22 protein-coding genes are annotated in these 20,189 nt (G+C 35.2%); 6 read left to right on the forward strand and 16 right to left on the reverse strand.

What is annotated here, in order from left to right; genetic code table 11:
* Positions 1–107 precede the first annotated feature (107 nt).
* Genes EDC58_RS02930 through mobB form a run of 7 tightly spaced genes read right to left on the reverse strand, consistent with a single transcriptional unit; the run spans position 108 to position 5,486 of the window.
* The gene (locus EDC58_RS02930) at positions 108–668 is read right to left on the reverse strand and encodes an NUDIX hydrolase (RefSeq protein WP_123352005.1); all 561 of its coding nucleotides are present in this window, start codon (positions 666–668) and stop codon (positions 108–110) included.
* Positions 661–1,542: a hypothetical protein gene (locus EDC58_RS02935; protein ID WP_123352006.1), complete on the reverse strand. Its 882-nt coding sequence runs from the start codon at positions 1,540–1,542 to the stop codon at positions 661–663. Before EDC58_RS02935 ends, EDC58_RS02930 begins: the two co-directional genes overlap by 8 nt.
* Positions 1,542–3,449 carry a methionine--tRNA ligase gene (gene metG / locus EDC58_RS02940; RefSeq protein WP_123352007.1) on the reverse strand — a complete coding sequence of 636 codons (1,908 nt, stop codon included), beginning with the start codon at positions 3,447–3,449 and terminating at the stop codon, positions 1,542–1,544. Before metG ends, EDC58_RS02935 begins: the two co-directional genes overlap by 1 nt.
* On the reverse strand, positions 3,446–4,291 hold the full coding sequence (locus tag EDC58_RS02945; RefSeq protein ID WP_123352008.1) for a class 1 fructose-bisphosphatase: 846 nt from the start codon (positions 4,289–4,291) through the stop codon (positions 3,446–3,448). Before EDC58_RS02945 ends, metG begins: the two co-directional genes overlap by 4 nt.
* Complete coding sequence (locus EDC58_RS02950; protein WP_123352009.1) at positions 4,284–4,568, reverse strand: nucleotidyltransferase domain-containing protein; 285 nt, start codon at positions 4,566–4,568, stop codon at positions 4,284–4,286. Before EDC58_RS02950 ends, EDC58_RS02945 begins: the two co-directional genes overlap by 8 nt.
* Positions 4,558–5,001, reverse strand: a complete 444-nt coding sequence (locus EDC58_RS02955; RefSeq protein ID WP_123352010.1) for a hypothetical protein — start codon at positions 4,999–5,001, stop codon at positions 4,558–4,560. The genes EDC58_RS02950 and EDC58_RS02955 overlap by 11 nt, the downstream gene beginning before the upstream one ends.
* Positions 5,001–5,486: a molybdopterin-guanine dinucleotide biosynthesis protein B gene (gene mobB, locus EDC58_RS02960; RefSeq protein WP_123352011.1), complete on the reverse strand. Its 486-nt coding sequence runs from the start codon at positions 5,484–5,486 to the stop codon at positions 5,001–5,003. Before mobB ends, EDC58_RS02955 begins: the two co-directional genes overlap by 1 nt.
* 63 nt (positions 5,487–5,549) lie before the next feature.
* Between mobB and EDC58_RS02965 the strand changes: the two genes are divergently transcribed.
* Positions 5,550–6,812 (forward strand): MgtC/SapB family protein, encoded by a 1,263-nt coding sequence (locus tag EDC58_RS02965; RefSeq protein ID WP_123352012.1) that lies wholly within the window; start codon positions 5,550–5,552, stop codon positions 6,810–6,812.
* Here the strand turns inward: EDC58_RS02965 and EDC58_RS02970 are convergent.
* Positions 6,783–8,024 (reverse strand): DNA polymerase Y family protein, encoded by a 1,242-nt coding sequence (locus tag EDC58_RS02970; protein ID WP_123352013.1) that lies wholly within the window; start codon positions 8,022–8,024, stop codon positions 6,783–6,785. The two genes, EDC58_RS02965 and EDC58_RS02970, sit on opposite strands and share 30 nt — an antisense overlap.
* Before the next feature lie 87 nt (positions 8,025–8,111).
* Between EDC58_RS02970 and EDC58_RS02975 the strand changes: the two genes are divergently transcribed.
* Entirely contained in the window at positions 8,112–8,735 is a 624-nt protein-coding gene (locus tag EDC58_RS02975; RefSeq protein ID WP_123352014.1) for a LexA family transcriptional regulator, read from the forward strand.
* On the opposite strand, the gene EDC58_RS02980 is transcribed toward EDC58_RS02975, so the two are convergent.
* The 5 genes from EDC58_RS02980 to ligA are packed head-to-tail and all read right to left on the reverse strand — an operon-like array spanning position 8,728 to position 14,224.
* Positions 8,728–9,039, reverse strand: coding sequence for a DUF7132 family protein (locus tag EDC58_RS02980; RefSeq protein WP_123352015.1), 312 nt, complete (start codon positions 9,037–9,039; stop codon positions 8,728–8,730). The two genes, EDC58_RS02975 and EDC58_RS02980, sit on opposite strands and share 8 nt — an antisense overlap.
* A complete protein-coding gene (gene aat / locus EDC58_RS02985; RefSeq protein ID WP_123352016.1) occupies positions 9,005–9,718 on the reverse strand; it encodes a leucyl/phenylalanyl-tRNA--protein transferase in 714 nt (237 codons plus the stop codon). Before aat ends, EDC58_RS02980 begins: the two co-directional genes overlap by 35 nt.
* On the reverse strand, positions 9,702–11,897 hold the full coding sequence (clpA, locus tag EDC58_RS02990; protein ID WP_123352017.1) for an ATP-dependent Clp protease ATP-binding subunit ClpA: 2,196 nt from the start codon (positions 11,895–11,897) through the stop codon (positions 9,702–9,704). The genes aat and clpA overlap by 17 nt, the downstream gene beginning before the upstream one ends.
* Entirely contained in the window at positions 11,898–12,191 is a 294-nt protein-coding gene (locus EDC58_RS02995) for an ATP-dependent Clp protease adaptor ClpS (protein ID WP_123352159.1), read from the reverse strand.
* Positions 12,191–14,224, reverse strand: coding sequence for an NAD-dependent DNA ligase LigA (gene ligA / locus EDC58_RS03000; protein WP_123352018.1), 2,034 nt, complete (start codon positions 14,222–14,224; stop codon positions 12,191–12,193). The genes EDC58_RS02995 and ligA overlap by 1 nt, the downstream gene beginning before the upstream one ends.
* 175 nt (positions 14,225–14,399) lie before the next feature.
* Here ligA and EDC58_RS03005 point away from each other — a divergent pair, with 175 nt between their 5' ends.
* The 3 genes from EDC58_RS03005 to EDC58_RS03015 are packed head-to-tail and all read left to right on the forward strand — an operon-like array spanning position 14,400 to position 16,679.
* Complete coding sequence (locus EDC58_RS03005; RefSeq protein ID WP_235823159.1) at positions 14,400–15,800, forward strand: transporter substrate-binding domain-containing diguanylate cyclase; 1,401 nt, start codon at positions 14,400–14,402, stop codon at positions 15,798–15,800.
* Position 15,801: 1 nt separating this feature from the next.
* On the forward strand, positions 15,802–16,143 hold the full coding sequence (locus tag EDC58_RS03010) for a hypothetical protein (protein ID WP_123352020.1): 342 nt from the start codon (positions 15,802–15,804) through the stop codon (positions 16,141–16,143).
* Positions 16,140–16,679: a YqiA/YcfP family alpha/beta fold hydrolase gene (locus tag EDC58_RS03015; protein ID WP_123352021.1), complete on the forward strand. Its 540-nt coding sequence runs from the start codon at positions 16,140–16,142 to the stop codon at positions 16,677–16,679. The genes EDC58_RS03010 and EDC58_RS03015 overlap by 4 nt, the downstream gene beginning before the upstream one ends.
* Here the strand turns inward: EDC58_RS03015 and EDC58_RS03020 are convergent.
* Together EDC58_RS03020 and EDC58_RS03025 are read right to left on the reverse strand one after the other, a co-directional pair.
* On the reverse strand, positions 16,674–17,690 hold the full coding sequence (locus tag EDC58_RS03020) for a GNAT family N-acetyltransferase (protein ID WP_123352022.1): 1,017 nt from the start codon (positions 17,688–17,690) through the stop codon (positions 16,674–16,676). The genes EDC58_RS03015 and EDC58_RS03020 overlap by 6 nt on opposite strands.
* Positions 17,687–18,850 (reverse strand): amidohydrolase, encoded by a 1,164-nt coding sequence (locus tag EDC58_RS03025; protein ID WP_123352023.1) that lies wholly within the window; start codon positions 18,848–18,850, stop codon positions 17,687–17,689. Before EDC58_RS03025 ends, EDC58_RS03020 begins: the two co-directional genes overlap by 4 nt.
* Positions 18,851–18,873: 23 nt before the next feature.
* Between EDC58_RS03025 and EDC58_RS03030 the strand changes: the two genes are divergently transcribed.
* Positions 18,874–19,347 (forward strand): class I SAM-dependent methyltransferase, encoded by a 474-nt coding sequence (locus EDC58_RS03030; protein ID WP_123352024.1) that lies wholly within the window; start codon positions 18,874–18,876, stop codon positions 19,345–19,347.
* Here the strand turns inward: EDC58_RS03030 and EDC58_RS03035 are convergent, their stop codons facing one another.
* Positions 19,348–20,172: a hypothetical protein gene (locus EDC58_RS03035; RefSeq protein WP_123352025.1), complete on the reverse strand. Its 825-nt coding sequence runs from the start codon at positions 20,170–20,172 to the stop codon at positions 19,348–19,350.
* Between the last annotated feature and the right edge of the window lie 17 nt (positions 20,173–20,189).

A 20,189-nucleotide genomic window follows, 5' to 3' on the forward strand; every position in this document is an offset into this window, starting at 1 on the left:
TTTTTTTCAAACTCTTTTTTAACATCTTCACCCTATTTTCCGTTTCTTTTCCCTACCTCTTGCGTATTTTTCCAATCTCCTCACAAACTCACCATTTCACCATTTCACTATTTCATTTTCTCACTTACCCACCACATAAGAGCGAATTTCGCGCCCGGTGTAATTACTTTACTCTCATCAAAAATAAACTCTTTAACTCTATTTTTTGGTAATTCGAAAATCTCAATATCTTCATCATCAATTCCGCCGCCGTTATGGACTTTTTCTTTTTGAGTCACTTCCACATAATAAATCGTTTGATTTGCCGCATTAGTTCCTACACTCGCCCATGTGGAAGTTATTTTTTGTATTTTGCTTGAGGGTACGTCATAACCGCACTCTTCCAAAACCTCTTCTCTTGCAATTTCCAAAGAGCATTTATCTTTATCGCACAGTCCCGCACAAAGTTCGTAAGTATATCCGTCGTTGTTTTTTAGATATACGGGCAGTCTAAATTGTTTTACCAAAATGATTGACTCCAAATCGATATCATAAATTAAAATAGCCACGCTATCCATAGAGTTACAAACTTCCCAGCGTCTTTTTTTCCCTTTATAATCAAAAAAAACTTCTTTTAAGCTTAAAAATTTTCCTTTACAAAGCTCATTTATTTTTTCGATTTTAATCATTAAAAAGTCCTTTTTCTTCTATAACTTTCGGCTCGAAATCAAAATCAACACAAACGGCGAAATTAAAAGGAGAATTTAAAAGTTCTTTTGTAGTTTCGTTAATAAAGACACATTTTGCGTGCTTTGTATTTTCGACTATGTAGTTGAGCTCTTTAAAAAAGATTTCGTCGTTTTTTAATCCCTTTATAACAACTTTAGAGCTCTCTCCGTATTTCACTTCTCTTAATAACGCATCGACAAATACCGGTTTGAATCTCTCAATTTCGAATTCAAGTGTATATTTAAGCTCGTTTTTATCAAAAAAATTATAAGCTTTTTCGAAGTTTTCAGCATAAACGAAAGGCAAATGAAGTTCAAAACTTTCAAACTTCATTCTAAAAAGACCCTCTTTTTGAAGATTGAGTTTTTTAGGTTTTAGCTCTTCTATGTTTGAAAAAATCTCTTTAAAATAAGTTTCTTTCGTCACTATATATTTTTCACTTAAATTTATTGCTCTTAATAAATCCTCATCTTCATTTAAAACAACGACTCTTTTGTCTTGGTTCATATTTTTTATAATCTCAAAAGTAATTTTATCGCCAAGGAAAATTTTATTTTTTAAGTTTTCGTATTTAAAGATATTAAAAATAGCCTTTTTAAAATCATCGACTTTTATCCATGCTATCTCTTTATCAAGAATAGGCACTTCTTTATCGACTATTATTGCATAAGCACCTCTTTTTATCGCTTCTGCGATATCGGCCGTTTTTTTGGCAAAAAAACAGCTTCCTCTATTCACTTCTTCGACGTCGCTCGTGTAAAACAACACTTCGGAAATATAAGGGCGATTGAGAAGTTCGCCGCTTATGAGGTTTGTGAGTGTTTCTATTTTCATTATTTAATCTGAGTCCCGACTTTTTTAGGTTTTTCAGGTCTGATAAGCGCAAGCCCCTCGTCATCTTTTGCCGCAAGAAGCATACCCTCACTTACCATTCCCATAAGTTTTGCAGGTTTTAGGTTGCTTACTACACAAACGTAAGTATCCACTAAATCCTCAGGTTTATAGTATTCTTTGATTCCCGCTACGATTTGGCGAGGTTTTTCTTCACCCAAATCGACTTCAAGTCTTAGAAGTTTTTTTGATTTTTTAACTTCTTCTGCCACTACCACTTTTCCTACTTTAAGTTCGACTTTGAAAAATTCGTCTATCGTAATGATATTTTGCGGTTCTTCTTTTTTTACTTCAGGTTTTTTCATTAAAGGTTTTTCGATTTTAGGGAAAAGCGGAGGTATTTTTTCGATTGTGAAATCATCAAGAAGTTTGCCTTGCATAATATTTTTAAAGCTCTCTTCATTTATTTCAAATCCTAAAGCTTTTGCGATTTTTTGAGTAGTTTTCGGCATTACGGCATGTAGATTAACGGCTACCATTGCAAGCAGATTAGCTATAAGTCCGATTAAAGCCGCCGCTTTTTCTTCTTCGCCGTTTTTCATAAGCTCCCAAGGTTTATATGTATCGATGGCTTTGTTTCCGATAGATAGTATTTTCCAAAGCTCTTCAAGGAATTTGTGAATTTGCATTTTCCAAAGATATGTTTCTTCTAAGTTTTGAACTATCTCTCTTGCTTCGTTTAGTTCGGCACTAAAATACTTCTCAACGTCTTTACTCGTAACGTTTCCGCCGAAATATTTATACGCCATACCGATAATTCTGTTTAGAAGGTTACCGAGGTCGTTTCCGAGGTCGTTATTGATTCTATCGATAAGCGCTTTTTCGCTAAAGTCCCCGTCAGCCCCAAACGGCACTTCTCTTAGCATAAAATATCTGAAGTTTTCAATCCCGTAAGCATCTGCCACTTCTTTAGGATTGATTACGTTTCCTTTACTTTTACTCATCTTCTCACCGTCTCTTGTCCACCATCCGTGAGCCGCGATTTTTTTTGGAAGTTCATAACCGATACTCATCAAAAACGCAGGCCAATAAACAGCATGGAATTTTAAGATGTCTTTTCCGACGATATGAAGTTTTGCAGGCCAATATTTTTGCACCAAACTCTCATCTTCGCTTCCGTAACCAAGAGCTGTTAGGTAGTTAAAAAGTGCGTCAAGCCATACGTAAACTACGTGTTTCGGGTCATTGATTTCAGGAGGAAGTTTCACTCCCCATTCAAAAGACGTTCTTGTAATAGATAAATCTTTTAGCCCTTCTTCTACGAATCTGATAACTTCGTTGGCTTTAGCTTCCGGTAAAATAGGTTTTTTGTTTTTTAGCCAATCAAGAAGTTTGTCTTGGTATTTTGAGAGTCTGAAAAAGTAGCTCTCTTCTTTGATTATTCTCGTAGGTTTACCGCAATCAGGACATAGTTCGTCATTTACAAGCTGGCTTGGAGCCACAAAACTCTCACAGCTTACACAATAGTGTCCTTCGTAATAATCTTTGTAAATATCACCCTTTTTATACATCTCAAGAAACGCTTTTTGCACTCCTTTGATATGCTCAGGGTCTGTGGTTCTTATGAATTTGTCATAACTGATTTCAAACTCATCCCAAAGCTCTTTGAATTTCGCACTAATCTCATCGGCATACTCTTTTGGAGACTTTCCTCTTTTTCTTGCCGCTTCTTCTATTTTTTGTCCGTGTTCGTCAGTTCCCGTTAAGAAAAAGGTGTCGATTCCTTTGAGTCTGCTGTATCTTGCAATCGTATCCGCAATAATAGTCGTATAAGCATGCCCGATATGAGGCACGTCGTTTACGTAATAAATCGGCGTTGTTAAATAGTATGTTTTGCACTTATCGCTCATTGATTCTCCTTATATGTTCTAAGTACTTTGATTATCTCTTCTTCGCTTCCGAAAAAGCAAGGTGTAGTATCGTGATAGCTTTCCGCTTCAAGGCTCAAAAGCTCATTAAATCCGTCAACGGCTTTTCCTCCGGCTCTTTCATAAACACACGCAAACGGAAATACCTCAAAAAGTTTTCTAAGCTTACCTTTTGGCTTATCGGTCGTACCAGGATATGCGAAGAGCCCTCCGCCTTTTAAAAGAATCTGATGTAAATCCGGTACCATTCCACCGCTGTATCTTAGTCTGTAACCTTCAGCAAAAAACGAATCTATCATCTCTTTATGAAACGGATACCAATTTTTTTGAGTACCGCCAGGACCTAAAATTTTTCCTTTTTTTCCAAGTTTTAGTTCTTTTACGAATTCGAATTTTTTAGTGTGCTCGTTTAGTCTGAATAGCTCCACAACGTCTCTTGCAATAACAAGCTCAACTCTCGGACCATACACCACATAAGCCGCAGCTACGATATTTTCTCCGTTGTATCCGCCTTTATAAATCCCGAAAATACTTCCCACACTTAAATCGACATCAATCAAGCTGCTCCCGTCAAGCGGGTCGTACGCTACGAAATATTCACCCTCTTCTTTCGTAATAGGGTCTTCTTTTTCTTCGCTTATAATCTCTTTTACGCTTTTTACTTTTAATAGATGTTTTTCTACGATATCATCGCTAATTACGTCAAGTTTTACTTGAACGTCACCGCTTGCGTTTTGAGTTTCCACTTTTCCGGTATCTTTTGTTTTTATAGCTTCGTAAATTTCTATTGCGATATCCTCTATCGCTTTGAATATTTCAGTCATTTGCTCTCCTTATCTCCTGTTTTAACAGCTCGCTTGCGCTCTCATAATGCACCAAATCCACATCGTAATCAAAATCACTTAGTAAAAGTTTTTTAAAAAACTTAACTCTTTTTTTCTTAAACTCCTCTTTATCAAGCCCTTTAATAGCGATATCTATATCACCGCCTCTTTTTTCAGGGTCTCTTCTGCTTCCGAAAAAATATATCTCACACCCTTGAAAAACTTCAAGAGCTTCAAAAAGTTTCTTTTTTGAAATTTTATCGAGTCTAAGATACATACTCAAAAACTTTCTTAATAATTTCTTCAATTTTTTCAAAATTCTCTACACAAAACTTCAAATCTTCAAGAGCTTGTTTGATTTCATCAGGATAATCGTGCTCAAGCTCGTTTCTTACGTTTCTAAATTCAATCCACTCTTCAAGATTAATTATCTCCTCTTTTTCCATAAGAGAGAGTACTTCACTCATTTTTTTATAAGGTATGCCTTTAACGTCCAAAAGCAAAGGAAAAATTTTAGCTCCCAAATAATCTTGAACGGAAGAAAATCTCTTTAAATAAGCTTCCAAAACAGCTCTTTCTTCCAAGCTTAAAGCGCTAAATTCGAAAGGCTCGTAAATATTTCCCAATTTAATTATAAAATCATGATAATCTTTTAACGCTTTATAATGGGCTTTTAATTTTTCAAGTCTTTTATTTAAAACTTCTTTCATTAAATTTCCTCGGCGTTTTTAAATATCCACTCAATTACCTCATCGACGTTATTCAAATCCAAAATATCGATATTTTGAGGTATTTTGCTTTTATCTACGCTGTCATCAACCGCCACGGCTTTGATATACGGAAAATAGGACTCGTCCACATCCCCTCTGAATACGGCGATTCTCGGAAGAGGCAGGGTCTTTAACCCCTCGACCAATAAAAAGTCAAACTCCCCTATCATATCCGCAATCTCTTTGATTTGTTTTTTTCTGTGAGAAAAATATGTCGTTCTTGTAGGAGACGTTACGACAACTTCGGCACCCGTTTGATAAAACTTATAACTATCTTTTCCCTCTACGTCGAATTTCGCTTTGTCTCCCGGGTCGTTTTTTACAATCGCTATTTCGTAATCTTTTATCAGTTTTTTTGCGATTTTTTCTATTAATGTTGTTTTTCCCGAATTGCTCGGCCCGGTAAATGCGACTGCTTTTCTCAAACTTAACCTTTTTTTCCATAATTTTATCAAAAAATTAAGCTATAATTATTTAAAGGATGAAAAATGGATATTTTAACCCTAAAACTTCTTGCAATCAGTATCGTTTTAGGTTTTTTGATAGGGCTTGAGAGAAATATCTCGTTTATTCATCAAAACGAAAAAGGATTTGCCGGAAGCAGGACTTTTTCTTTAATCTCTCTTTTCGGATTTTTGGCAGGAATCATCACAAAAACTCAAAGTTATTTTTTTTATCTTGCTTTTTTCGTTTTGGGCGCTCTTGTTATCAGCGCCTATTTTCTAAAAGTCATACACTACGACAAACAAGGCTCCACCACGCACGTTGCTGCGATTTTGACATTTTTAATAGGCTATTTGGTATCTCAAAACGAAGTTAGTTTCGCTATTACGCTAAGTATCGTCATAGTTTTCATCCTGAATATCAAAACGAAACTTAAAAAAATAGAATCGTCCCTTTCTTCAAAAGATATCAGTGCGGCCGTGCTTTTGCTTGTTATGACCTTTTTGGTACTTCCGTATCTTCCGGATAAAATGATATTTTATTTCAATCCGCACAAAACTTGGGCTATGGCTGTTATTATCGCGACTCTCTCTTTTATAGGATATTTGGGTATTAAATTTTTCGGTCAAAAATACGGAATTTTACTCACAGGTGCCGCGGGAGGTTTTATCAGTTCGACAGCGGTTACCTTTTCTATCTCAAAGCTTTACAAAATCCAAAAAAACTCCTCTCTTCTTTACACCTACGCAGCCGCCATCGCCATTGCCAACACCATAATGTTCGCAAGAGTGCTTATTGAGAGTCTTATCGTAAATAAAGAGGTCTTTTTTATTTTGGTTTTACCATATACTATCACGACGATTGTAGGAATTTACATATCGTATCGATTTTATAAAAAAACTTCTCAAAACATAGAAATAAAAAGTGAAGTTTTGGAAAAAAACCCTCTTGAGCTTGATGAAGCTATTAAATTCGCGATAATTTTCGGCTTCATCTACGCACTTGTCTATTTCGTAGGACAAAAATACGGAAATATAGGAATTTATATAATCTCTTTCCTCTCCGGAATTACCGACGTGGACGCAATTACGCTATCTCTTTCCTCTCTTGCGAACAAAAACCTCTCTTTATTAAGCGCGGCAACGGGAATAGCTATCGCATCTTTTACCAACTCGGTAGTTAAGTGTCTTATAGTTTGGATTTTCGGCGAAAAAGAACTCGCCGTACTTATAACCAAATTTTTCGAAGTGATTTTGAGCGTTTTTGTTTTAAGTTTTTTAGGGGTGTATCTCTTCGGCGCTCATTAAAGCCGATACCCCGAATTTGCTTCTTATTTTAAAAATCGCTTCGTTTAGATTTTGAAGTTTCAAATCTTTTTCGTAATCGAAAAGATTACTCTCTCTTTTAAATTTCGAAACGGCAAGAGACAATGAAATAACTCCCATCTCTTTTTCATCGGCTCTGTAAAAAAGAGTAGTCATAATCTCTTTTAACAAAAGCTCGTTAAAGAGTCTGTGAATCCTAACGTGAGCTTTTGAAGAGGTTTTGTCTTTATATTTGATTTTCAGATAATAAAAAGTCGGATTAAGTTTGTATTTCAGCACCAAAAACGAAAGATACCTACACAAAACATGCACCCTTCTTACAAGCTCCCTTCTGTCATACACTACATCAAAACGCCTTGAAATTCCTATGCTTTTTCTAACTTCTCTCTCTTTTACCTCTTCGTTATCTATACCGCATACCCTTTTATAAAGCTCAACCCCCGGTTTCCCCCAAGAATAAAAATATTCCCTGTTTTCTTTTACGTCTCCTAAAGTTAAAATCCCTCTTTCTTTTAGTCTTTTTTCTATTCTTCTGCCGATTCCCGGGAATTTCTCGATAGGAATGTCTTTTATAAACTCATCCACCTCTTCCACCATAAAAACGCCGTTAGGTTTTGCAAAAGAGGTGGCGAGTTTCGCAGTCCATTTGCTTTTTGCGATACCTATCGAAATAGGAAGCGAAAACTTCTCCCAAATCTCATCTTTTAAGTCCTTACAAAACAAAAAAGCGTCCCTATCATCCACCCACCCCTCCAAATCTCCGAAAAACTCGTCGATACTAAACTGCTCGACAAACGGAATTTTGACTTTTAAAAACTCTTTTAGTTTATAAGAGAGCGTATGATAAAGCTTATAATCCGGCAGTAAAACGGTCAGTTTCGGATATATTTCAAGCGCTTCTTTTAAAGTGGTACCCGTTTTTATACCAAGCTCTCTTGCCTCATAACTTGAGGTAACCACTATACCTCTGATTTTGCCGTTTTCTAAAAAATAGCTTTTATCATACTCTTTTTTAGAAACTATCAAATCCCCAGTAAACGCACCTCTGTTTAGATTCAATACTTCCGATTTGTGATTTTCGAAAATCTCTTTGTCGTTTCTTTTTACCACTACAACCGGCTTATTTAAAAGCGATTTGTCAAAAACCCTGTGAGCCGATACGAAAAACGAATCCAAATCAAGATGAATTTTCATCCCGCCTCCTTTAATTTTCTTTACAAAAATATAACAAATTGATAAAATAAAAAATCAAAAATTAACATTTTGTTAAGGATTTAAAAAATGAACTTCGAAAAAGTTATCGAAAAAATAAAAGATATAATCTCACAAGAAATAGGAAATAAAAAAGTTTTAAATAAAGACGTGGCAAAAGCTCTTGGAATAACACCAGAGCACTTATCCATCCTAAAAAAAAGAAACAAAATCCCTTATGAAGAGATTGCCTATTTTTGCGCCAAAAGAAAAATATCTATAAATTGGCTTCTTTTCGACCAAGATATAGAAACGATAGCAAACGAAACGGAAAAGTTTTCTCAAATCAGATATTTCAAAGACATAAACGCAAGTGCCGGAGGCGGGGCTATAAATTTTGATGAAGGATATGAGATTTTGTATATCGACAAAAGAATAATAGATAAAAACTTGGATGCGATAAACGTTATAGGCGATTCAATGGAGCCGACAATTAAAGACGGAAGTATAATTTTTATAGACAGAAACGACAAAAACATAAGAAACGGAGGAATTTTCGTAGTCAATACTAACGCAGGGGTTTTTGTAAAAAGAGTTAATTTAAAAAGCAGCGGTGAGATTGAGCTGATATCGGATAATAAAGCCTACCCGAGCGAAACTATAAAACCCAACGAAATCGAAATAGTGGGAAGAGTCGTTAAGATTTTCAGCTGAAATCTTCGTAGTTTTTAAAATCTCCTCCCACTAAGCTTTCTATAAATTCGTCAAGGTCTTTTTTGTCGCAAAGTCTTGCCGTTAAAACTTTTCCGGTATAGTTGTCGTCTTTTATCTCCCAAAACATATAAAACTCAGGAAACCTGTTTTTAAGCTCCCTATAAGCGACTCCGTATTTGGAGTCTTTTAGAGGATTTTGCTCTAAGAAAAAGTGATTTTCATCAAGGTTTATCTTATAAAGCAGAGCTCCCGTTTTTGTTTTAACAAGCTCAAGTAGTACATTCCACTCTTTTAGGGTCTTCAATGATAATTCCTTTTGCCGCTTTTTGGATTATAGGTATGAAATCTTTTTTGTCATATACTTTTCCGCCCATTCTGCCTAAATGTTCGCTTGGTACCTGACAATCGATATATTCGATACCCTGCTCTTTTAAAAGATTTGCAAAATATATCAAAGCAAGCTTGCTGGCATCGGGTTTGATATGAAACATACTCTCACCGCTAAAATATTTGTTAATAGCCACTCCGTAAAATCCGCCTACAAGTTCGCCTTCGTAATAACTCTCAACAGAAATTGCGTATCCCAATCTATGAAGTTCGGTATAAGCTTTTATAAAATCCTCGTTTATCCACGTACCGCTTTCGTGTTTTCTTTTTACTTTGCTACACATTCTGATTACGTCATCAAAACGGGTATTTATTTTAAAATCCCACTTTTTACTTCTAAGTTTTTGAAGAAGTTTTTTTGTCGTTTTTACTTCATCCGTTTTTAAAAGCATCCTTTTATCAAGCACGAACCAATGAAAAAGCCCGTCTTCATCTTGATACCAAGGAAAAAATCCGTTCGAGTAACCTTCCAAAAGACGCTTAGGGTGCAAGTCGTAGCTTGCCCCTATAAAGCCGTCTTCGTAATCCTCATAAGGAGAAGGAAACTCAAAATCATCCAACAAATAAAGAGGCGGATACTCACTTACTTTTATCATTCTTCTTCTTTAATACGTATTTGTTTTTTACATAATCCACTTTTACTTCTCCTCCGCTTTTTAAATCGCCAAAGAGAATATAATCGCTCAAAGGCTCTACGATTTTCTCTTCTATCACCCTTGCAAGAGGTCTTGCTCCAAGAGACGGAGAATATCCCTCTTTTGCAAGGGCTTCTTTCGCTCTTTTTGTTAGAGTCAGTTTTACTTTTTTACTGCTTAATTTATCTTGAAGTTCGTCAATGAACTTATCTACTATCAACAATATCGACTCTTTTGAAAGAGGCTTAAATTTTACAATCGCATCAAGCCTGTTTATAAATTCCGGAGCGAAAAATCTATGAATCGCCTCTTCTTTAAATTCCGTATGTTCTTGCATAAATCCGGGCTTATTACCTTCGCCGACCCCAAGGTTGCTCGTCATAATAAGCACAACGTTTCTAAAATCAGCAATTCTACCCTCATTATCGGTCAAAGTCGCATTATCCATTATTTGCAACAATATCTGAACGATATCCGGATGAGCTTTTTCTATCTCATCCAAAAGCAATACGGTATGAGGTTGTTTTCTAATAGCTTCCGTTAAAAGTCCTCCTTTTTCGTATCCAACGTATCCGGGAGGCGAACCTATAAGTTTTGCAACCGAATGTTTTTCTTGGTATTCGCTCATATCGAATCTTAAGAAATTGATTCCCAAAATAGTTGCAAGCTGTTTTGCGATTTCAGTCTTACCAACACCCGTAGGACCTACGAAAAGAAAACTTCCTATAGGTTTATTGTCTCTTGTAAGTCCCGCTTTTTTTCTTTTGATAACTTTCACAAGCTCTTTTATCGCCTCATCTTGTCCGAAAACTTTGGCTTTTAAGTTTTCTTCCAAGTGTCTTAGTTTTTCCACCTCGTTTTGAGATGCCGATTCTTTAGGAATATTCGCGATTTTCGCTACGATGTTTTCGATATCGCTTTTTGTTATTAGTTTTTTGCCTCTTAGTTTATATTTCGCTCCCGCTTCGTCAATTAAGTCGATTGCACTATCAGGCAAGAATTTTTCTCTTAAATACTTTTTAGCAAGTACCGCTGCGCTTTTTATCGCTTCTTTTGAATATCTTACTCCGTGAAACTCTTCGTATTTAGGTTTTAAGCCTTCTAAAATCTTAATAGTATCTTCTATACTCGGCTCTTTAATGTCTATTTTTTGAAATCTTCTATTTAGAGCCTTATCTTTTTCGAAATGATTTTTATACTCTTCATACGTTGTAGCGCCTATACATCTGATTTCGCCTCTTGCAAGCGCCGGTTTTAGTAAATTTGCTACGTCCATTTTACTATCTCCGGCAGCACCAGCACCTACAATCATATGAATTTCATCGATAAACAAAATAGGCTCTTTTTCTTTTTTCAGCTCTTGTAAAATAGCTTTCATTCTTTTTTCGAATTCACCCCTATATTTCGTACCGGCAATCAAACTTCCCATATCAAGAGAATAGATTTTTTTGCCTTTTAATACATCAGGCACGTCACCGGTAGCTATTTTTTTGGCAAGCCCTTCTACCACGGCCGTTTTACCGACACCCGGCTCTCCTACAAGTACCGGATTGTTTTTCTTTCTTCTTGCAAGGACTTGCATAACCCTATCGATTTCCGATTCTCTTCCGATAACGTCGTCAAACTCTTTTGCTATCGATGTTAGTTCGGTTGCGTACTCATCAAGTACGCTTTTTTCTTTTTTCTCGGAATTGAGTTTTTTTATCTCGTCTTCGATATCTTGAATTTCGGTTACGTATTCAACGATTTCGACTTTTTCTATACCGAATTCTCTTAAAAGTTGAGAAGCGTAGCTTGTCTCGTCTTCAAGCAACGCTATAAAAAAGTCGATTTCATCGGCATAAGGTTTTTTGATACCTTCGATATGTTTAAACATTCTATCTGTAGCTTTATGAAAAGCCAAAGTTTCGGTAGGCATAGTGCTTCCCGAAACTTTTTCGATGTATCTGTCAAGATAATAATCAAGTCCCCTTCTTATATAATCGATATCAACGCCCACGTCTTCTAAGATAGAGCGGACGTTTTTGTTTTTTAGCAAAACGTAGAATGCATGGTCTATTGTGATATATTCGTTTTTTCTACGTTTCGCTTCTTGGATTATTTCATTTAATATATTTCTTAAAGTTTCAGTTATTTGCATTTATACCTCCTCAATTCTGGCTCTTAGCGGATAGCCGGCAGAGCGAGCTAAAGAGTGTACTTTATTTACTTTCATTTCCGCTATTTCGTATGGATACACTCCCACAGTCGCACTGCCTTCTCTATCCACTTTAAGAGTCAAATTTATAGCTTCTTCTTCGGTTTTATTAAAAACCGACTTTAAAATCTCTATTACGAAATCAAAAGTCGTATAGTCGTCATTTAATAATATAACTCTATAAAGCTTCGGAAGTAATATTTCCAAATCATTATCAAGAGTCGTTTTCGTACCCATCATCCTTCTCCTATCATTTTCCACATTTCTTCTTCAGGCAGCAGCGTAACCCCCAATTTTTGCGCTTTTTCATACTTACTGCCCGGGTCTTCTCCGTATATTACAAAATCGGTCTTTTTACTTACGCTATTAGTGACATGAGCGCCCAAATGCTCAAGAAGCTCTTTTATTTCGCTTCTCGGTTTTTTCATAGTACCAGTTAGCACTACCGTTTTTCCGCTAAAAGGAGAGTTTTCTACCTCCTCTTTTTTCGGATTGGTAGGCTGTATCAATTCTATTAGTTTTTCGATTTTTTCTCTATTTACTTTAACATATTCTGCGATAGATTTTACCATTTCAGGCCCGAAACCTTCGATTTTGTAAAATTCTTCCGGGTCGTGTTTGTAAAAATCTATTCCGAAAGTCTCACAAATCTTTTTGCTCGCCACCTCTCCTATATGCTCGATTCCAAGAGCGTTAACGAATCTCCAGCACTCTATTCCTTTTACTTTTTCTATGGCTTTTACTAAATTTTCGGCTTTTTTTCTTGCAAAGCCCGGTAATTTTTCCAAATCTTCGACTTTTAATTTAAATAAATCCGTAATATCTCTAACAAGGCCTCTTTCATAAAGCAGTTTTGCGACACTCTCTCCAAGCCCTTCTATATCAAGGCAGTTTTTGCTTGCGGCATAGATTATCGTATTTACCACCCTTGCAGGGCATGATAGGTTTTGGCATTTGATTATCGCTCCCTCATCCAATACCTCAGCCCCACATACGGGACAATGGGTAGGTCTTGGTATAGGTTTTTCGTTTCCGGTTCTTTTGTGATACAAAACTTTAGTAATTTTCGGTATAACATCCCCGCTTCTTATGACTATTACGTGGTCTCCTATTCTTATATCCATTCTTTCTATTTCGTCAAAATTATGAAGCGTAGCTCTTTCTACTATCACTCCTCCGATTTCTACAGGTTTTAGCACCGCTACAGGGGTCAATACCCCGGTTCTTCCCACTTGCACGACAACATCTTCGAGTATCGTCTCTTTTTCAACAGCCGGGAATTTATACGCCACCATCCATCTCGGATATTTGGTCGTATATCCGAGCTTTTCAAGAAGATGTAGTTCGTTTACTTTTACAACCATTCCGTCAAGCATTACGGGAATATCGTCTCTTATTTCGATAAACTCGTGATATTTTTTTAGCACGCATTCGATATCCTCACTATCACACTCCCCTCTTTTAGGCGGTTCTTTAAATCCCAAAGAATAGACGTAATCCATTACGTTTTTGTATTTTTTAAACTCCTCGATAAATCTTTTTTTATCGTTTTCATATTGCTCTTTGCTCACTTCATCGCTATTTAAAACTTCTATCGGATATCCCACTCCCCACGGATAAAATATCAAAGGCCTACTTGCCGTAATTTTCGGGTCAAGCTGTCTTAAGCTTCCTGCCGCCGCGTTTCTTGGATTGGCAAATGTCGGCTCTCCTTTTTTTACTCTCTCTTCGTTTAATTTTTCAAAATCTTTTTTCTTAATAACGACTTCGCCTCTTATTTCTATAAGCCCTTTATAATCTATTTCAAGAGGAATGGAGTTGATTGTTTTAGCATTTAGAGTTACGTCTTCTCCTATTTCTCCATCCCCTCTGGTTTCTGCTCTTATCAGTTTTCCGTCTTTATACACGAGATTCAAACTCGCCCCGTCGAATTTAGGCTCTATATAAAACGTAATATGCTCGTTTGCAAGTCTTTTTACTCTATTTACCCAGTCTTTAAATTCATTTTCGTCAAATACGTCTTCCATAGACCACATTTTCGTAATATGACGCGCTTTTTTAAATTCTTCAAGTACTACATCACCGACTCTTTGAGTAGGTGAGCTCGGGTCTATTTCATCCGGATGAGCTTCTTCATACTTTTCCACTTCTTTATATAACTTATCGTATTCTTCATCGGTAACAAGCGGATTATCAAGTACGTAATAATAATACGCCCATTTTTTTAACGTTTCAACGGCTTTTTTATATTCCTCATGATTTTTAATCATTCCGTCTCCATTTTTTAACTTATTGTAGCATATTGTAGCCGGCGTAGTAATTGATTATATCAAAAATAGTAATAAAAATCAATTTTATTTAGTTAGTTTGACTAAATGATTAAATTTATTATTTTTTTGTTAATTTTTCTAGAAAAAAATTTTTTTTTGTATTATAATGAGATAAATGATTAAAAATGGGAGTTTGATGAAGGTTATATGGTCTATCGTAATAGCTGTGGTGAGTCTATTTGCTCAAGTAGATTTGACACCAAACGAAAAGTTGTTTATTAAAAATCACCTTTTTCATTGTGTCGTAACGCCTAATTGGGCGCCTTTTAATATGCTAAAAGACGACAAAATAGAAGGTATTGCGATAGATTATTGGAAACTCATAAAACACAAACTGAATCTAAAATCAAACTGCAAAATTTTACCCTCTTGGACGCTTGTTTTAGAAGATATCAAAAATAAAAATTCCGACATCGTTCCGGCTACGGCAAAAACGCCTCAAAAGCAAAATTTCGCACTATTTACAAAACCTTATGCCACATATCCTATCGTAATCGCCACAAGAAACAATATAGGATTCATAAACAGCATGGCGCAACTCGAAAACAAAAAAATAGTAGTCGGAAAAAACTATTCCGCCGCGGAAATATTAAAAAAACATTTTCCGAATTTGAATATTATAGAAGTAAAAGATATCAAAACAGCTCTTGATTATGTAAGCAGAGGAAAAGCTTTTGCCGCAATAGACAATTTACCGGTAATAGCTTATAACATCAACAAATATCAATTCGCAAACTTAAAAATTTCAGGAAAAACTCCTTTTGATTTTAAAGTGAGATTTATGGTCAGAAACGACTATCCCCTGCTTGTAAGCGCTATAAATAAAGCGATAGATTCAATTACTCCGGAAGAAAAAGAGAGAATATTTAAAAAATGGGTTTATGTAGTATATCAAACGGGAATAGACACCAAAAAACTTTTAACTATCGCTTTTATAGCTATCGGACTTATTTTGATTTTAATTGCGCTTGTTATTTATCAATTTTTCGAAATCAAAAAAAGAAGAAAATTCGAAACCCAACTTATAAAAACGGCGACCATCGACTCCCTAACCGGTATTTTTAATCGAAAACATATCGATTATATGCTACAAAAAGAGGTCGAAGAAGCCAAAAGATACGCCAATCCTCTTAGTATCATCTTTTGCGATATCGACCATTTTAAAGATATTAACGACAAATTCGGCCATAAAGTAGGAGATATCGTCCTTGAAGAACTTGCGAGAATTATGAAACAAAATATTAGAAAATCCGATATAATCGGGCGCTGGGGAGGAGAAGAGTTTTTGATTATTCTACCTCACACTCCTCTAAACGAAGCGTTAAGAGTAGCCGAAAAATTACAAAGTGCGATAAGAAACTACGAATTTCCGAAAATCGGAAAAATAACCTGTTCGTTCGGAGTTACCGAATTCAAAAGCGAAGATTCGATTTATAGACTTATGATAAGAGTGGACCAAGCTTTATATGAAGCGAAAAACACCGGAAGAGACAAAATAGTAGTAAAAAAGGACTGAAATGAAAAAATTGTTAATAGTTCCATTGGCTCTAAGCGCCTTATTTTTAGGATGTACGCAAGAGCAACAAAACAAACTCGGAAGAACTATCCAAAACTATACCGGAGTAAACGGAGTTGTGGACATTTATAGCGGCGGCAAGCTTGTTATGAGATTTTTGAAAGTAGACAAACTCACTACGGCTCACGGAACGGATGATAATAAACCTCGTCCTTATAGATTTGCTTACGGATATATCGATAAAAATTTCAACTACAAAGTAGACCCTGATGAAAAGAAAAAGGTCTATTTCGAAGTAACCAACTACGAAACTTATATTTTTTATGAAAATCCTCTGCCATGATTGTATATATTCACGGATTCGCAAGCTGTGCAAAAAGCAACAAAACCAAAATCTTAAGAGATTATTTCGGGGATTTGGTCGCAATAAACCTGCCTCCCTCCCCTCTTGAAGCGATAGAGAAACTAAAAGAGTATGCAAAACCTGGTAATCTTCTTATTGGTAGTTCTCTTGGAGGATATTATGCAATGCACTTGGCCGAAAAATACGGCCTAAAAGCTGTATTAATCAACCCGTCCTTAAAACCTTATAAAACCCTAAAACCTTACATCGGCACCCAATACAGATATTGCGACAACACTCCTTTTAAATGGAAAAAGAGCTATTTAAAAGAATTAAAAAAACTTAAAACAAAACCAAAAAGAGGAAAATATTTGGTACTTTTGCAAAGCGGTGACGAAATTTTAAACTATAAAAAAGCTCTTAAAAAATTCAAAAACCTGCCAAACGCAAAAGTTGTAGTAGAATACGGAGGCAATCACAGATTTGAAAATCTAAACGACTACCTCTCAATGATAGAAAACTTCAAAAACTCATAATCTCGCCACTCTTTTTTTATCTCTTATAACGAATTTACTTAAAAATTTACAATAATCGCTAAAACATACGTTTAATCTCTCCTCGACGTTGTGGGTATTTTCGTATTGTAGTCTTAAATAATCAAATCCGTTGTATCTATAAAACAAAACACCGCTGTAAAAAAATCTTTTTTTGTTTAAAAACTCGGTAATTTCTTCTATTTCGGGAGTGTGGAGGTTGATATCGGCATATACCATTTCTCCTCTGAGTTTCGCTTTTGTAAAGAGAGTGTTGAATCTGTTTTCGAAGTTTTTAATTTTTCCGTCAATTATGATACCTGAGAGTTTTAAAAGTCTGTTTTCCCAAAGTTTTAGGGACTTTTTAATAGGTCTGATTGCGGCTTTTGAGATTGGAAGGGATGCTTTTTTATACCTATCAAGTATCAATTTTCTATAAATTTTCGGAGTATATAAAGAGCGTTTTTGACGATTAAAAATCTTATAGCCTACAAGCGTGCCGGAGCGTTTTTCGAATTTAATATCTTTTTGGGCTATCCAAGAAGCGACCTCTCCAAGCTGAAGAGCGGTTTCAATCATTCCGTGTTTTAGGTTGGCTTTTTGAGAAAAAGGATGAAACATTATAGCTTCTCCGTATATTGCACTAAGCCCGAGACTCTCGGCTTTTTTTATCAAATAATCAAACATTTTATTCATAAGTCCCCTACCTTTGTAATCGGGATGAACCACTACCGCTCCGATTTCTCCGTTATATTTGTCATTTACAGTAAGCAAAAACTGCCCCACAACCTTCCCGTCAATTTCGGCAACAATCGGATAATATTTTTTACTCTCGACCATCTCTTCCCACGTTTTATGGTCATAAAAACTTTTTTTGTAATAAGTATCGTCGTAATTCGCTCTAAAAAGCTCGACAATATCTTTCGAATCGCCCTTTTTAATATCTCTAATAATCGCATCAACCGGCTTTTTTACGATAAAAAACGGCGATGATATTCCGCTATGTCCTTTCATTTAAGCTCCTTAAGAATATTTGCAAATATTTTAGCACCTATTATCAAACTATCCTCATCAATATCGAATCTCGGGTGATGTTGCGGATAGCAGGTGGCTTTGTTTTCATTACAACAGCCGAGTCTGAAAAACGCTCCCTTAACCACCTTTAGATAATTCGCAAAATCTTCACCGCCCATAACGGGTTGTCTTAAGTCTATAGGCGTTGCGAATTTTTTTGCCGCTTTAATAACCACATCCACCATTTTATCATCATTTATAAGCTCGGGATTTCCGAAGTAGTAATGAAAATTATATTTCGCGCCCATCGCTCTACAAATCCCGGCGGTTGCTTCTTCCATCATCTCTTTTATGTTTTGTCTAACCGAATCGTTTAAGGTTCTGACCGTTCCGCTAAGTTTTACATGGTCGCAAATGATATTGGCGGCCTTTCCGCCTTCAATCGTTCCGAAAGATATCACCGCAGGATGTAAAGGGTCGATTCTTCTACTTACGATATGATTGATAGAATTCACAACCATAGAAGCGGTAAGAATAGCATCCACCCCCTCGTGCGGTCTTGCCCCGTGAGCGCTTTTTCCGAAAATCTCAATCTCAAACATATCGGCACTCGCCATCATTTCGCCGTATTTATACCCTATCTCACCCGTCTTCAAATACGGATACATATGAAGCCCGAAAATCGCACTGACTCCATCAAGCGCTCCGTCTCTTATCAAATCTTCGCTGCCTCCGTCCATTACTTCTTCTTTGTGTTGGAAAATTCCTCTTATGTTAAAGGGGAGTTTGTCTTTGTGTCTGTTGCAGGCTATCAAAAAGCCCGTGAGTATCGCCGTATGCCCGTCATGACCGCAAGCATGCATAACGCCTTGTTTTCTTGACTTATACGGAACGTTGTTTTCTTCTTTTATCGGCAGTGCGTCCATATCAGCCCTAAACGCAATTGTAGGCAAATTATCGCCCGCTATAATATCCACGACCATTCCGGCGTGATTTTCAAAAGTTCTTATCTCTTTTATTCCCTCTTTTTGCAAAATCTCTTTTACATAGTCTCTTGTGGGATACTCTTCACCCGAGAGGTCAGGATACATATGAATATGACGTCTAATTTCGATGATTTTATCTTTTAGTTTGTCTATTTCGGCTATAATTTTTTTCATACGAAACTCCTTAAAGGTACAAAATGATAGAAGAAAAAATCAAATGGAATGAAAAATATAAAACTTTCACCCCAAAAGCACCGAGTATCCTTTTAGACCACATACCAAGCGCAAAAAATAAAAAAGCTTTGGATTTGGCCGGCGGTCTTGGTACAAACGCCGAAGCTTTACTAAACAAAGGATACGACGTAACGCTTATAGATATAAGCAATGTCGCAATATCAAAAATCAAAAACCCTAAAATCAAAACGATTTGCCTTGACCTTGATAATTATATTATACCACAAAATGAGTACGATGTTATCATAATAATTAAATATTTTAATTTAGATTTGCTAAAACAAATACCAAAAGCACTAAAAAAAGGCGGTTATTTCGCATTTGAAAAAATCCCCAAATACAAACTGACAACCGAGGAGTTTTTTGAAATTTTTAAGGATTTTGAAACGATTTTTTTTACTAAAGAACCCTTTAGATTCGTTGGTAAAATTTTTTAACTATTTAAAAACAACAACTTTATTAATGTTATTTTTTAAAATTTTTATTATTTTAGTTTTGTTTAAATCATTTTGCTTTAATAAATAACAATCATCTAATTCTAAAATTAATAGACCTTTATAAAATCTTTTATTATTTGTTTCTATTTCTACAGGAATTTCTTTCCCACCACCAAAACTTTTATCTATATTTGAATAAATAAATTTTCCAAAGTAAACTGCAAATAAAATTAACCCAAATAACAATGAAAAAGAAGTAAAATAAAAATTTACATTATGTAAATATTTAATAATCTTAAAAAAAAGTAAATAAACTGTTAAAAGAAAATAAAAAGCAAATATTATAAACTCAATCAGATAATGTTTCCACGAAAAAATAAAAATAATTACTACAATAATTTTAAATATTAATTCAAAAGCTAAAATTAATTTATTATAAATTTTTAATAATTCTAAAATAAAAAAAAATACAAATCCACTAAAAAAGATATATTCAATCAAATTATCATGGACTGAAAAAAATATATTATTTAATATAAATGTATTTAGAGTTAATAAAAAAAACATTTCAATAGAACAATACCATAACACATACTTTTTTATACAAATAACTAAGTTATTCCACACTAAAAAATAATATTCCAGCAAAAATACCAAAAATAATAAACCAGCAATTATATTTAAAGTACTAATAGCATTAACCTCATAAACGCTATATTTACCCAAAAATGCATTTACAATAACAAAACCAAATAAATATATAAAAAACATAAATAATATACTATATTTTTCAATGCCGTTGACATTTTTTAAGAATTCATCCATTAAAAACTCCCAATCTG

The sequence above is a fragment of the Caminibacter pacificus genome (genome assembly GCF_003752135.1).
Lineage (GTDB): Bacteria > Campylobacterota > Campylobacteria > Campylobacterales > Nautiliaceae > Caminibacter > Caminibacter pacificus.